Here is a 13,503-nt window from a genome sequence, read left to right on the forward strand (position 1 = left end):
GACTACTGGCCGGAGAGGATGAAGTCGGCGCAGCGCTCGCCGATCAGCACTGAAGTTGCGTTGGTGTTTCCGGAAATAATTGTTGGCATCACGGATGCATCGGCAACGCGAAGGCCTTCAACGCCATGTACTTTGAGGTGTTGGTCGACCACGGCCATGTCGTCGTTACCCATTTTACAGGTGCCAACAGGGTGGTATACCGACTCGCCGGTGTTGCGCACAAACTCAAGAATCTCTTCGTCACTTTGTACTTCAGGGCCGGGCACAAGCTCTTCACGGCGCCAGGAGTCGAAGACGGGAGCCTCAAAAATTTCACGCGTTTTGCGAATCGCTGCGATCATCTTTTGACGATCTTCCTCTTCCGCTAAGTAGTTGTGAATAAATGCCGGTGGCTCGGTTGGATCTGTGCTGCGAATGTGCACCCAGCCGCGGCTCTTTGGTCGCAGATAGCATACTGTCGCCGTGGTGCCTGGCACGGTAAGCATGCGGCCGTTTTCGTCCTGATCACCGGCGGCGGGGGTGAAGTGAATCTGCGCGTCGGGGCGATCGACGTCGTCCGAGGTGCGGAAGAAAACACCAACCTGCGAGGCCGGATGCGCCAGCATGCCTTTGCCCTTAAACCAGAACTTGAATAAGTTGCCGATCATTGGCAGCGGGCGTGAGTCCTCATAGAACGTTCGCAGTCCCTCGAAGGAGCGCTGGGTGTTCACGGTTAGGTGGTCCTGCATATTTTCACCGACACCAGGCAAATTGTGCACGGACTTAATGCCTTTCTGGCGCAGCAGCTCGGCATTGCCGATACCGCTAAGTTCTAACAGCTGCGGTGAGTTCATTGTGCCACCGCATAAAATGATTTCTCCCCGGCAGCGAGCGGTGACATCCTTACCATTTTTCAAATAGCGAAGACCGGTTGTGCGATGACCTTCGAAAATAATCTGGCTGGCCAGGGCGTTGGTTTCAATCGTCAAATTTCTGCGCTTCGCGGCATTGCGCAGATAGGTGCGTGCGGTGCTCTGACGGCGGCCGCGGCGAATATTCACTTGATAAAACCCTGCGCCTTCCTGAGTTTCGCCATTGAAATCAGGGTTGTAGGGGATGCCCACTTCCTGCGCGGCTTTCACGTAGAGGTCCGCCATTTCGTAGTGGTCTTGCACGTCATCAACGTGGAGTTGGCCGTCGCGCCCGTGGTATTCGTCACTGCATTGGCCCACATAGGCCTCGTTGCGCTTAAAGATAGGCAGCAGTTTGTCATAGCTCCACTCGGTGTTACCCAGGGCCGCCCAATGGTCGTAATCTTCCTTTTGGCCGCGTATATAGACCATGCCGTTAATTGAACTGGAACCGCCGAGCACCTTGCCTCGGGGCTGGTCAATGCAGCGATCATTCATATGAGGCTCAGGCTCACTGGCATAGCACCAACTGAATTTGGGGTTTTTCATGGTGAAGGCAAAACCCAGTGGCATATGAATGACAGGATTGCTGTCTTTCCCACCTGCCTCTAGGAGCAGGACATTGCGTTGGCCGTCCTCACTGAGGCGATTGGCCAGGGCGCAGCCAGCGGAGCCGGCGCCGACAATAATGTAGTCATAGAGCTTAGTCACAGTGAGTTTGCCTCGCGTTATTGTTTTACTGGTGTTCGGGCGCTGGGGCCGGTCAAGTTATTCCCACTAGCCTAGAGGGAATGGGCGATAAGGTTAAGTTATAATTATGTAACCTTCGGCCAGCCAAGTCTATGCTCGGCGGTATTCACCGCTGTCTGCCAGTTAAACGCCTCCACTAATGCCGCATAGGTCCCCGTTAACGGCGACACAAAGCGCTGCCGTTTGCCACTGGCGGGATGGCTGAACTCCAGGGCCATGGCGTGCAGTAACAGGCGAGGGCAGGCTAAATGCTCAGCAAAATAACGGTTATGCCTACCGCGGCCATGCTTGGCGTCACCAATAATGGGGTGGGCGATATGCTTCATGTGTCGGCGAATCTGGTGGGGCCGCCCGGTCAGCGGCTGGGCGAGCACCAATGAGTAGCGCGATTGAGGGTATTTTTCGATACAGGCATCAAGTTCGTACTGAGCCAGGCGCTGATAGTGGGTAATGGCCGGCTTGGCGTCCCCGAACTCCGTTCTTCCCGCATAGCGATCGGGGTCTGCCCGCAATGGGTGATCGATGCAGCCACTGTCTGGGGCGTAACCCCGAACTGTCGCTAGGTAGGCCTTGCGGATCTGGTGCTGGGCAAACTGTTTGGCTAATACCGAGGCACTCTCGCTGTGCAGGCCAAAAACCATAACCCCTGAGGTGGGCTTATCCAGGCGATGAACGGGGTAGATGTATTGCCCTAGCTGCTCGCGGAGTATCTGTAAGGCAAAGCGCGTTTCTCGCCGGTCTATTGGGCTGCGGTGAACGAGCAGGCCGCTGGGCTTGTCCACCACAACAATATCGTCGTCGCGATAGAGCAACGGCAGTTGCTCAACGGCGTTTTCTGCACTTTTTGGTTCCTTATCTTGCGAGTTTGATGAAGAGTTTGTCATTTTCCCTAGGTTTTCTTGTCGCTAGTGGCTGGGCGGGGTAGATTTCCCGATCTACTACTACGTATGCCAGAAAAATCAGCGGAGATAATAAGTGGCAGAAAAATTTTTGTGTCAAGCCGTGGATATGACCTTCTTTGAATCAGCACCGTTTAAGTACGTTGCTGAGGTAGAGTTCGGTGTCAGCGCGGCAGATGTCTTTGCATCTTTTGAAAATGCCGATGACTGGCCCCGTTGGGCAATGCCGATCCAGCGCGTGGAGTGGACCTCGCCGAGGCCTTTCGGGATCGGGACGACTCGTACAGTATATATGATGGGCGGGCTTACGGGTTTCGAAGAGTTTATTGCCTGGGAGCGGGGCAGGGAAATGGCATTCTGTTTCACACACGCTACCCGGGACAATATCGAGTCCTTTGCCGAGCGCTACGAAGTGGACGAATTGGCGGATAACCGCTGTCGCGTGCGGTGGACAATGGCGATGAAGCCAAAGGGCTTTAGTAAGGTATTCCTACCCGTATTCAGCCCTGTGATGCGTTTTGGTGTGAAAATGATGCTCAAGAACTTGAAACGCTTATTGGAGAAGCGCGCCAATTGATACATGGCGCGCTTTTTTACGACCTAACTCAGTTGTTCGCAACACGCTCCGCACTGGCAATTTCGGCGTCCAGCTTTGCGATAATGGTATCAATATCATCCTGCGACAGTTCGCCTTCCTTCAGGTAAGTAATTTCACCCTCGGCATTGAGCAGAATAACCGCAATGGTTCGAGACTTTAATTGCCAGGCCTTTAGCCCGCGTCCAGCATCGTCGGCAACAAGCACAGCTTGGGGGTGAGCGCGCTTATTCTTGGCGAGCTCACCAGCGACCAAGCCAGAGGTTCCCCACAGTGCGTCATCAAGGTTGACCACGGAAATTGATTGGAAACTCTCAGTTGGATACTCGCCGGCTTCCAGCCGTGCGCGAAGGGGGGCAATCGCGGCATCTGATGACATGCGCGCAGGCATGTGAAAAATAAGTGCTGGGCTGCCCGTGCTGATACTGGTGCTAGACCAAGGGCTGAAGCTCACCTTATCGCCCGACATAACCAGCTCCCCGCGGCTTGGCACGTCCAGTGTAGGTAAATTGCCGCCCACTTCCAGTGCCATACCCAAGCTGCTGCCAAGCAGAGCCAGTGAGACGGCTACAGATTTCCATAAACGCAACATGAATCGATCCTTATAATAGTAGTTAACGCAATGCGCGGCAGAATAGCATAGCCGCTGCGTTGCAATGATGACGCTTAGTTCACATTATCGGCCTCGTATCTGAACCGAGGCTGAATTGACTGAGACCGTCACTGAGACCCATTATTCGCCAAAAAGTGTCGCAACAATGCGGCGTTGGCCACCTCTGTTGCGGTGCTCTCCAAGGTACACACCTTGCCAAGTACCCAAGGCAAGCCGTCCCTCGCTTACGGGTATTGTCACGTCACTGCCCAATAGACTGGCTTTAATATGAGCTGGAAGGTCGTCGCAGCCCTCATCGGTATGCTGGTAGTGGATATCGCCTTCGGGAACGCAGCGTGAGAAAAAATATTCAAAGTCGCTGCGGACTGTGGGGTCGGCATTCTCGTTAAGCGTTAATGATGCCGAGGTGTGTTGAATAAATAGCTGACATAAACCGACAGATAATTGTGATATTTCCGGCAGTTGCGCGATGATCTCATTGTCGATGAGGTGAAAGCCACGCGCTTTCGCGCGTAGAGTAATCGTTCGTTGTATCCACATAGCGCGCGAATCTCGAAGTGTCAGTTCATTGCTCAGGCAGTAATTCACCGCAGTATTTGCAGTGAATGGCGTCCCGTTCGTGGTTGCCCTGTTGGCAAGACGTGCAACGCTTTAACCCTGCCTGACGTTGGTTTTCTTGCACGAGCTCAGCGCTGAGTATCCCGGTTGGGATGGCAATAATGGCGTAGCTGGTAACCATTGCCATCGCTGCGATGGCGCGCCCCAGGGGCGAATGGGGAACAATATCCCCGTAGCCGACTGTCGTGACGGTGACGATGGCCCAGTAGATACTTTGCGGCAGACTCGTGAAGCCATTTTCAGGCCCTTCGACCAAATACATCAAAGAACCAAAGACGATGACCAGTGTGACGACGGTGATGAAGAACACGGTAATTTTGTGGCGCGACGATTTGATCGAACGCACCAGAATATTCGCCTCAGACATGTACTTGAAAAGCTTAAACACGCGGAAAATACGCAGTACGCGAAAGATGCGAATCACCAGCAAATGCTGGGCGCCGGGTAAAATTAACGCCAGGTAGGTGGGCAGTGTCGCTAGCAGATCGACGATGCCGTAGAAGCTGGTGATGTAGCGTTTTCGGTCTACAGAGCAGTATATTCGCGCTAGGTACTCGATACTAAACAGCACGGTAAAGGCGATTTCTGCAGTGTAAAAAAGCTCGCCATAGGCGGCATGCAGGGGCTCCACGGAGTCCAAAAATAGGGCTAAAACGCTCGCGATGATGACGATGATAAGCGCGATGTCGAAGTTCCTGCCCAGACCTGGCTCTGTGCCGAAGATAATCTCGCGAAGGCGCTCCTTGAAGGTATCGCCTGTCATTGTGCCTGTTCCTCACGAATAACCGCGATAATCTCCCGACAGAGGAACGCTAGTTGCTCGTCGTCAATGATGTAGGGCGGCATGGTATAGATGAGTTTTCCAAAGGGCCGAATCCAAACACCGTGATCGACGAAGCGGCGCTGAATAGAGGCCATCGTCACCGGTTCGGCCATTTCAATCACGCCGATGCCGCCGAGGCAGCGCACATCCGCAACGCCCGGGATCTCGCTGGCCGGTGATAAGCCTTGTTTTAATCCCTGCTCGATACGCTGGATATTGCCCTGCCAGTCGTTGGCAAGCAGCAGGTCGATGCTGGCATTGGCGATGGCGCAAGCCAGAGGGTTGCCCATAAAAGTCGGGCCGTGCATAAATACGCCGGCCTCACCCTGGCAAATACCTTGGGCAATGTCTTCAGTGCACAGGGTAGCAGCAAGGCTTAGATAACCGCCGGTTAGCCCCTTGCCAACGCACATAATGTCGGGGCTGATGTCGGCGTGCTCACAGGCGAAAAGTTTACCTGTACGACCGAAACCGGTGGCAATTTCGTCGTGAATCAGCAATACATCATAGCGGTCGCACAGTGCGCGCAGGCGGCGTAAATAGTCGGCAGAATAAAATCGCATGCCGCCAGCCCCTTGCACGATGGGTTCGACAATAACGGCCGCTACCTCACCGTGGTGCTCGTGAAGCAGCGCTTCCACCGAGGCCATATCGCCATCGCTGGCTGCCTGTCCAAATGGTGTTTGTGGCGCCTCTGCAAACAGTTGCTGACTCAACACTGAGCTGAATAAATGGTGCATACCATTGACGGGATCACACACTGCCATCGTGGCAAAGGTGTCGCCATGATAACCATTGCGAAGCGCGATAAGTCGGTGCTTTGCTGACTGCCCCTTGGCGATCCAGTATTGCAGCGCCATTTTAATCGCGACTTCAACCGCGACTGACCCCGAGTCAGAAATAAATACTCGTTGCAGGGGTGGCGGCGTCAGGTCGACCAGCCGTTTGCCGAGTGTTGCCGCGGGGGCGTGGGTCAGGCCGCCGAACATAACGTGGGACATGTCTGCCAGCTGACGCTGTGCGGCGTCGTTTAACACGGGATGATTGTAGCCGTGAATCGCCGACCACCAAGACGACATGCCATCGATTAAGCGCCTGTCGTCCGCCAATACAATTTCAACACCACTGGCAGATTTAACCGGGAACATCTCTGGCGCGGATAGCGCAGACGCATAGGGGTGCCAGATATGATCGCGATCCCAAGCGAGCCAAGTGCTTGTGTCGATATTGCTGTAGTCGTGCATAGCGGTCTCCGTTGCTGGCCAGCTATTCTAGAAGCTGACGCCGCGTTTTGCATCTGCCGACCGTGGTAGGGATACTGGAGGCCATTGCGATAACTCGATTGGAGGCAACAGATGAGCCAATTTCGTGTGGTAACCGACAGCATGGGCGACGTCAGCGTGCCGGCTGATGCCAAGTTTTCCGCCCAAACCCAGCGGGCATTGGACAACTTTCAGATCAGTTCGCTGACACTTCCCGACAGCTTTATTGACGCGGTATTACATATCAAGCGTGCGGCCGCTGAGGTAAATACCGAACTGGGTGTGCTGGACGCCGAGATTAGTCAGGCCATTATTCAAGCAGTGGACCGCGTATTGGCGGGCGAATTTCGCGACCAATTTCCCGTTGACGTGTTTCAGACTGGCTCGGGTACCAGTACAAATATGAACGTGAATGAGGTGGTGGCGACCCTGGCGAGTGAGATGTCTGGCCTGTCCATCAGTGCCAACGACCACGTGAATATGAGCCAGAGCAGCAATGATGTGGTGCCGACAGCGATACACTGCAGCGCTGCCATTAAACTACAGGAAATATTGATCCCAGCGGTGAAGCGTTTGCAGGCGACGATTGATGAACGCGCTGGAGCTATGACAGGCGTAGTCAAAACGGGCAGAACACATTTAATGGATGCCATGCCGATGACACTTGCCCAAGAGATGTCGGCGTGGTCTTGTCAGCTTGAGAAAGCGCAGGCGCGTCTGCAGCATGTCCTGTCGGAATTGCGGCTGTTAAGCCAGGGCGGCACGGCGGTCGGTACCGGTGTGAATGCGCCGCAGGGCTTTTCGGCGGCATTTTGCGAGGTGATTTCTCGCAACACCCATACCGATTTCCGGCCGAACAATAATTTTTTTGAGGGTATCTCCTGCCAGGACACGGCGGTGTCGGCATCGTCGCAATTGAAAACGCTGGCGGTGGCTCTGACGAAAATCAGTAATGACTTGCGTTGGATGAACAGTGGGCCGCTCTCAGGACTGGGCGAAATTCAGCTGCGGGCGCTGCAACCGGGTAGCAGTATTATGCCCGGTAAGGTTAATCCGGTGATTCCCGAAGCGGTAGCGATGGCCTGTGCGCAGGTGGTCGGCAATGATGCCTGCATTGCCATGGCAGGGCAGTCGGGGAATTTTCAGCTGAATGTGATGTTGCCGGTGATTGCCTATAACCTGCTGCAGAGTACCGATGTGATGGCGTCGTCATGCACTGCTCTGGCCGATCAATGCATTGTTGATTTCCAGGTAAATCACAACAATTTACAGGCTGCCCTGGCTAAAAACCCGGTGTTGGTAACGGCGTTAAACCCGCTAATTGGCTATTTAAAGGCGGCTGAGATTGCAAAGCGGGCATACAGCGAACAGCGCGATATCCTCGATGTTGCCGAAGAGATGACGACATATTCCCGCGAGGAATTATTAGGCTATCTGGATCCAGAGCGGCTTACTCGAGGAGGCTTACACGCCTAGTTTTTTTCTTCCAGCGCCATCAATATTGGCCGAAGTGCATCGCCCACCGTAGCCGCCATCGCAGGTTGTGCCTGGGCGTTGGGGTGGATGCCGTCATTCTGCATTAGTGTGGCGTCTCCGGCGATGCCTTCGAGTAAAAAGGGCACAAGCGGCAGCGTGTGCTCCTCGGCCAATGCCGGATAGATTTTCTCAAACCCCAGGCTGTAGCGCCGCCCGTAGTTGGGCGGAATGCGCATTCCCACAAGGAGTATTTTTGCGCCGCTTTCTCTGCTCAGGGTGATCATTTCGCTCAGCGTGTTGCGTACACGTGTCAGTGGGTAGCCCCGCAAACCATCGTTGCCGCCCAACTCGAGCACCACGACGTCCGGGGCGTGCTCTTGCAACAAGCCCGGCAAGCGCTGCAGGCCTCCTTCGGTCGTTTCGCCGCTAACACTGGCATTAATAATGGTTGCACTGTCTGCTAAGTCGCGGGCAAGTAGGGCGACCCAACCCTTTTCAGGCGCCATGCCATAGGCGGCGCTGAGGCTATCACCAAGAATAAGTAGTCGCGGGCTACTGCGGTCCTGAGCATGGAGCGATACACTAAACGCAAAGCCGCAGGCGACGACCAGCAAATGCAGTACAGGAAGGCGAATGATAAAAGTTGAAAAGCTCAGCAAGACAGTCCCCAGTGGTGATGGCGAGCTACGAATACTGAAAGGGATCGATCTCGAAATCAAGGCGGGGCAGAGCGCGGCAATTGTTGGGCCGTCTGGGTCGGGGAAGTCTACGTTGCTCGGTTTGTTGGCAGGCCTGGACTCGCCGAGCGAAGGTGATGTTCTGCTTCAAGGCCAGTCTTTGGCGTCCATGAGTGAGGATCAACGGGCGGCGCTGCGGGCACGCTCAGTGGGGTTTGTGTTTCAGTCCTTCCAGTTACTGCCCTCACTAACGGCACTGGAGAATGTGATGCTGCCGCTAGAGTTGGCAGGTATGGAGGCGCCGCGTCAGCGCGCGTCAACGCTGCTTGAAGAACTGGAGTTAGGACATCGGCAGCACCACTATCCGCGGCTGCTCTCCGGTGGTGAACAGCAACGGGTAGCGATAGCGCGCGCTTTTGCCAGTGAGCCCGCGATCCTGTTTGCCGATGAACCTACCGGCAATCTCGATGCGAAAACCGGCGCCCATATCACCGAGCTGCTGTTCAGCTTGAACCGAGACAAAGGCACTACATTGGTACTGGTGACCCATGAGCAGGGCTTGGCAGACCACTGCCAGCGAGTGTTTGAAATGTACGATGGTGAGTTGTCAGAGTTGCAGCGGCAATGCCCATGTTGATGCTCAAGCAATGGCTGCGCGCCTGGCGCGGTGGCGAGCTGGGCCTATTGTGTATCGCCCTTAGCCTAGCGGTCGCCAGCGTTAGTGGTATTGCCGGTTTCTCAGAACGTTTACAAGCGACGATGGCGACGCAAAGTCGCACCTTTTTGGCTGCAGATCATGTGCTGACCAGCCCACGACCGATTGAGCCGCAATGGCTGGATAACGCGCGCTCTGAGGGCCTGCGCACAGCGCAGCTTGTGGCGTTTCGCACAATGGTCTATGCCAGTGAAGAGATGTTGCTGGTGTCTATGCGTGCCGCCTCCGCATCCTACCCATTGAGAGGCGAGCTTCGCGCAGCCAAGCAGATGTTTGCCGATGGGGAGGGGGTTGAGCACGGGCCATTGGCAGGGGAAGTTTGGCTGGATTCACGGGCGATGGCGACGCTCGGTATTACCCTGGGTCAGACCGTTGAGGTAGGGGAAAAAGCGCTAGTGGCAACGCGGGTATTGGTTGATGAGCCCGACCGCAGTTCTGCGTTGAATATATACGGTCCTCGTGGGCTAATGAATTTGGAAGACCTGGGTGCCACCGAGGTGGTACAGTCCGGGAGCGTTGTGGACTACCGCTATCTTTTTGCCGGCGATGACGCGGCATTCGCGGCATATCGGCAAACTCTCAGCGCCAGTTTGTTGCCGGGGCAAAAGTGGCTGAATATCGAAGACAACCAGCCAGCGCTGGCCAGCGCTTTGGCGCGCGCAGAAGAGTACCTTCTTTTGGCTGCTAGCCTTACCTTGGCACTGGCGGGGGCGGCCATTGCGCTGGCTGCCCAGCGCTACGGCCAGCGCAATATTGACGCGGTGGCCTTAATGAAAACCTTGGGCGCGAGTCGGCGATATATCTTACTGCACTACCTTCGGCAGTTACTGCTGGTATTGCTACTTGCCTCGGTGCTGGGAGGCTTGGTTGGCGTTGCCGTGCAATATTTGTTGTTTGCCAGCCTCAGTGACCTGGTGTCTGCAACCCCGCCGGCTGGAAGTTTGCGGCCGCTTTGGATGGCTATTGTCAGTGCAGCGTTGTGCCTGTTGTGCTTTGCCATGCCACCGATAGTGCGTTTGAGCCGCGTATCGCCCGTTCACGTGTTGCGCCGCGATGAATCGCTCGCGGGTGGGGTTCGCCTTGCGACTGCTGCCGGGGCTGCGGGCTTAGGGTTGCTGATGTACTGGTATAGCGGAGATCTCTCACTGGTCATTGCGCTGATGCTGGGTTGTTCAGTGTTACTTGTGGCGGCGGCTGGCGTCGTGCTTATGGCGCTGACAGGTATTCGTCGCCTCAGCGGTCGACTGCCGGGCAGTGCTCAACGCCTGGCTGTGTCGAGCATTTATCGGCGGCGCTACGCCAACGCCTTTCAAACTGCCAGCATCGCCCTTGCCTTGATGGTGCTGGTGAGTTTACTGCTGTTACGGGAATTACTCCTTAAGGACTGGCAGCAACAGGTAGCTGAGGACACGCCCAACTACTTTTTGATCAATATTGCCGGTCGTGATGTCGAGCCGCTGGAGGCCTTCCTCGCTGACCGCCGTATTCACCACGCAGGCTTGTATCCAATGGTTCGTGGTCGCCTCGTAGAAATCGACAACATGCCATTGCAGGACATTGAGGGTCTGGAAACCCGAAATACGGGTGTGGACCGAGAGTTGAATCTCAGTTGGTCAGAGGCGCTGCCAGAGGACAATCAGCTGATCGCTGGTCAGTGGTGGAGCCAGGCTGCTGAGCCACTGCAGACAAACCCTGTGTCAGTGGAGCAAGAATTGGCTCAACGCCTCAATATTACTGTGGGCACGGCGTTACGTTTTAACGTTGGCGGCAGAGATTTAACCGCGACGGTTGCGAGTTTACGGCAGCTCGACTGGGCCAGTATGCGTCCGAACTTTTACTTCCTGTTTCCAGAGGATGCGTTGCGCAGTTACGCCGGTAGCTACATTACCAGTTTTTACCTCGACGACTCGCAGCGCCCGCTATTGGTCGATTTGCTCGGCCGCTACCCGACGGTCAGTCTGATTGAAATTGGCGCAGTACTTAAACAGGTTCAAGGCGTGGTTGCGCAGTTATCTCGTGCACTGGCTGTGGTGCTTTTACTGGTGCTGGTGAGCGCCTTAATGATTAGCGCTGCAAATGTGATGCTGAGTTTCCAGACCCGCAAACAGGAAAACGCGTTGTTGCGAACCTTGGGCGCCAGAAACCGTTTTTTATTCGCGGTAGTCATCGGTGAATTTGCGTTGCTGGGCGCACTGGCCGGGGCGGTTGCTGGGCTGGGTGCCAATTTTTGTTTGTATTTTATTCAGCGCTGGGTCATGCAGTCAGAAGCACTTCTGTATTGGGCGGCAATACCACTAGCGAGTGTGGCAGGGGCTGGCATATTAGCACTGCTGGTGTTGACGAGTAGCCGAAAAATGTTGCGCAGCTCCGCGACAGTGTTACTGCGCGGAGCGTGATGGAAAGCTATGCCGAAGCCTTCTGCGCCGACTCTGGAGGGTAGTGCGTCGACTCGTCAGGCAGTGTCGAAATGTAGCTCGGGTCCGTGCAGAGGCCTGCGATCATCATGCGCATAGATTTTTCAGCTTGAAGGTGCAAGTCGCGGTGGTAGCCATAGGTGTCCGCGTGGTCCAGCATCAGTGTGGTCACGCCGTGCACGGCTGCCCATACCGTGTGGGCAATAGATGCAACGTTGTCTAAGGGGCGAAGTTCGCCGTTGGCGAGACCACGCTCCACGCCCGCGCGCACTTTATAGATCGCCTCGCGGCCGGCCGCAAACAATTCGGGGTATTGGTTACGAGGTTGCAGTGCCGGGCCGAACATCAGATGAAATAGTTCAGTGTGCTCTCGGGCAAACTTCACATAGGCCAAGCCAAAATAGAGTAAGCTTTTGTCCGCCCGGGGCTCTTCTTCACTGGGGCGCCCCATTTCAAAAAAGCGTTTAAAGCCCTCTGTTGCGAGAGCCGCGAGTAGCGCATTTTTGTCGCGAAAGTGGCGATAGGGAGCGGTTTGCGATACGCCGATTTCGCGGGCGAGGGCACGCAAGCTCAGGTCGCGGACGCCGCCCTCGACCAAGTGTTTTTCTGCAAGCTCCATCAGCTCTTGACGGAGATTGCCGTGGTGATAACTGGAGGATGTATTGCTGGCCATAAGGTCACTTCTATGCTGATGCGACAGCAATGTTGACAGCTGGGAGTGGGCTTGTCATCTTTTTTTCACGAAAATGCGATTTTTGCCCCAAAACCGTGACAAAGCCCGAAATTCGGCGGTTTTCGTGGCCGACTTCGATAATTTAACGGCCGGTATTGTCGGTGCTCAGGTGCAATTCAGGCCACTATGGCGTGGGTGGGCGCTGTCGCGGTGTCATGTTTCAGGAGAGAGGAAATGGACTTAGGTGTGAACGGGAAGGTCTTTTTGTTGGCGGGTGCCAGTAAAGGGTTGGGCTATGCCATCGCTGAGAACCTGGCCCAGGCCGGAGCAACGCTGCTATTGGGTAGCCGCGATGTACAGCGAACGCAGGCATCGGCAGCCCAGCTAGCGGAACGTTACGGCACCCGCGTTGTGGGCGCGGCCCTGGATATGGCTGATGCAGAGAGCATTCGCGCTTGGGTGGCTCGAGGCGTGGAGGAGTTTGGTGAGGTGAATGGAGTCTTGGTCAATGCTGGTGGACCACCTCCCGGGGGCTTTGACGCGTTTACCGATGATGACTGGCAAAGTGCATTCAACTTAACCTTGATGAGCGCGGTGCGCCTAGTGAGGGAAACCCTTCCTCACCTGCGCAGTGCGGGCGGGGGAGCAATTTTGATGCTGACGTCGTCATCGGTAAAAGAGCCGATCGATTTTCTCTTGTTGTCTAATGTGATGCGTTCGGGCGTCAGTAGTTTGGCAAAGAGTCTGAGTCGTTCCCTGGCTGCTGACCAAATCCGCGTTAACAATTTGATTCCAGGGATAATCTATACAGACCGTATAAAGTCGCTGGATGCCAATCAGGCGCAGATGAGAGAAGTGGCGGTGGAGCAGCAACGGGCCGCCAATGAGGCGTTGATTCCGCTCGGGCGTTACGGTGAGCCGGAGGAGTTCGGTCGCGCCGGTGCATTTCTGCTGTCGGATGCGGCCAGTTACATCACTGGCTCATCGTTGGTGGTAGATGGCGGAACGATGAAATCCCTATTCTAGGGCCTGCTCACATTCATTGAATTGCACTTGCTGGGGTGGCAATTTTTAGCCGCAACGGGCGTAACGTAACTA

At 55.3% G+C, this 13,503-nt stretch carries 13 protein-coding genes; 5 read left to right on the forward strand and 8 right to left on the reverse strand.

Annotated features, from left to right (window positions below; genetic code table 11):
* Positions 1-2: 2 nt before the first annotated feature.
* Positions 3-1,601: a GMC family oxidoreductase gene (locus B3K78_RS01825; RefSeq protein WP_286694099.1), complete on the reverse strand. Its 1,599-nt coding sequence runs from the start codon at positions 1,599-1,601 to the stop codon at positions 3-5.
* 104 nt (positions 1,602-1,705) lie between these two features.
* The gene (locus B3K78_RS01830) at positions 1,706-2,524 is read right to left on the reverse strand and encodes a pseudouridine synthase (RefSeq protein ID WP_286694100.1); all 819 of its coding nucleotides are present in this window, start codon (positions 2,522-2,524) and stop codon (positions 1,706-1,708) included.
* A gap of 91 nt (positions 2,525-2,615) precedes the next feature.
* Here B3K78_RS01830 and B3K78_RS01835 point away from each other — a divergent pair, with 91 nt between their 5' ends.
* Complete coding sequence (locus tag B3K78_RS01835; RefSeq protein WP_027872665.1) at positions 2,616-3,116, forward strand: SRPBCC family protein; 501 nt, start codon at positions 2,616-2,618, stop codon at positions 3,114-3,116.
* Between the two features lie 28 nt (positions 3,117-3,144).
* On the opposite strand, the gene B3K78_RS01840 is transcribed toward B3K78_RS01835, so the two are convergent.
* From B3K78_RS01840 to bioA, 4 genes are all read right to left on the reverse strand, one after another.
* A complete protein-coding gene (locus B3K78_RS01840) occupies positions 3,145-3,726 on the reverse strand; it encodes a YtfJ family protein (RefSeq protein ID WP_204995558.1) in 582 nt (193 codons plus the stop codon).
* Between the two features lie 141 nt (positions 3,727-3,867).
* A complete protein-coding gene (locus B3K78_RS01845; protein WP_286694101.1) occupies positions 3,868-4,287 on the reverse strand; it encodes a secondary thiamine-phosphate synthase enzyme YjbQ in 420 nt (139 codons plus the stop codon).
* A 25-nt stretch (positions 4,288-4,312) separates the two neighbouring features.
* A complete protein-coding gene (locus tag B3K78_RS01850) occupies positions 4,313-5,128 on the reverse strand; it encodes an ion transporter (protein WP_204995556.1) in 816 nt (271 codons plus the stop codon).
* On the reverse strand, positions 5,125-6,432 hold the full coding sequence (gene bioA / locus B3K78_RS01855) for an adenosylmethionine--8-amino-7-oxononanoate transaminase (protein WP_286694102.1): 1,308 nt from the start codon (positions 6,430-6,432) through the stop codon (positions 5,125-5,127). The genes B3K78_RS01850 and bioA overlap by 4 nt, the downstream gene beginning before the upstream one ends.
* Positions 6,433-6,543: 111 nt before the next feature.
* On the opposite strand from bioA, the gene B3K78_RS01860 reads away from it, so the two are divergent.
* Positions 6,544-7,926 carry a class II fumarate hydratase gene (locus B3K78_RS01860; protein ID WP_286694103.1) on the forward strand — a complete coding sequence of 461 codons (1,383 nt, stop codon included), beginning with the start codon at positions 6,544-6,546 and terminating at the stop codon, positions 7,924-7,926.
* Here B3K78_RS01860 and B3K78_RS01865 read toward each other — a convergent pair.
* Positions 7,923-8,585 (reverse strand): arylesterase, encoded by a 663-nt coding sequence (locus B3K78_RS01865; RefSeq protein ID WP_286694104.1) that lies wholly within the window; start codon positions 8,583-8,585, stop codon positions 7,923-7,925. The genes B3K78_RS01860 and B3K78_RS01865 overlap by 4 nt on opposite strands.
* Between B3K78_RS01865 and B3K78_RS01870 the strand changes: the two genes are divergently transcribed.
* The gene (locus B3K78_RS01870) at positions 8,560-9,240 is read left to right on the forward strand and encodes an ABC transporter ATP-binding protein (RefSeq protein ID WP_286694105.1); all 681 of its coding nucleotides are present in this window, start codon (positions 8,560-8,562) and stop codon (positions 9,238-9,240) included. The genes B3K78_RS01865 and B3K78_RS01870 overlap by 26 nt on opposite strands.
* Positions 9,234-11,714 (forward strand): ABC transporter permease, encoded by a 2,481-nt coding sequence (locus B3K78_RS01875; protein WP_286694106.1) that lies wholly within the window; start codon positions 9,234-9,236, stop codon positions 11,712-11,714. Before B3K78_RS01870 ends, B3K78_RS01875 begins: the two co-directional genes overlap by 7 nt.
* 7 nt (positions 11,715-11,721) lie before the next feature.
* On the opposite strand, the gene B3K78_RS01880 is transcribed toward B3K78_RS01875, so the two are convergent.
* Complete coding sequence (locus B3K78_RS01880) at positions 11,722-12,405, reverse strand: TetR/AcrR family transcriptional regulator (RefSeq protein ID WP_051170802.1); 684 nt, start codon at positions 12,403-12,405, stop codon at positions 11,722-11,724.
* A 234-nt stretch (positions 12,406-12,639) separates the two neighbouring features.
* Between B3K78_RS01880 and B3K78_RS01885 the strand changes: the two genes are divergently transcribed.
* On the forward strand, positions 12,640-13,431 hold the full coding sequence (locus tag B3K78_RS01885) for an SDR family oxidoreductase (RefSeq protein ID WP_286694107.1): 792 nt from the start codon (positions 12,640-12,642) through the stop codon (positions 13,429-13,431).
* Positions 13,432-13,503: the final 72 nt, after the last annotated feature.

It is taken from the genome of Spongiibacter sp. UBA1325, assembly GCF_002306875.1.
Classification (GTDB): Bacteria; Pseudomonadota; Gammaproteobacteria; order Pseudomonadales; family Spongiibacteraceae; genus Spongiibacter; species Spongiibacter marinus.

Coding starts and splice junctions, on each gene's coding strand:
- B3K78_RS01860 (WP_286694103.1), top strand. CDS start 6,544: ATGAGCCAATTTCGTGTGGTAACCGACAGCATGGGCGACGTCAGCGTG.
- B3K78_RS01850 (WP_204995556.1), bottom strand. CDS start 5,128: ATGACAGGCGATACCTTCAAGGAGCGCCTTCGCGAGATTATCTTCGGC.
- B3K78_RS01885 (WP_286694107.1), top strand. CDS start 12,640: ATGGACTTAGGTGTGAACGGGAAGGTCTTTTTGTTGGCGGGTGCCAGT.
- B3K78_RS01845 (WP_286694101.1), bottom strand. CDS start 4,287: ATGTGGATACAACGAACGATTACTCTACGCGCGAAAGCGCGTGGCTTT.
- B3K78_RS01830 (WP_286694100.1), bottom strand. CDS start 2,524: ATGACAAACTCTTCATCAAACTCGCAAGATAAGGAACCAAAAAGTGCA.
- B3K78_RS01840 (WP_204995558.1), bottom strand. CDS start 3,726: ATGTTGCGTTTATGGAAATCTGTAGCCGTCTCACTGGCTCTGCTTGGC.
- bioA (WP_286694102.1), bottom strand. CDS start 6,432: ATGCACGACTACAGCAATATCGACACAAGCACTTGGCTCGCTTGGGAT.
- B3K78_RS01880 (WP_051170802.1), bottom strand. CDS start 12,405: ATGGCCAGCAATACATCCTCCAGTTATCACCACGGCAATCTCCGTCAA.
- B3K78_RS01870 (WP_286694105.1), top strand. CDS start 8,560: ATGATAAAAGTTGAAAAGCTCAGCAAGACAGTCCCCAGTGGTGATGGC.
- B3K78_RS01875 (WP_286694106.1), top strand. CDS start 9,234: ATGTTGATGCTCAAGCAATGGCTGCGCGCCTGGCGCGGTGGCGAGCTG.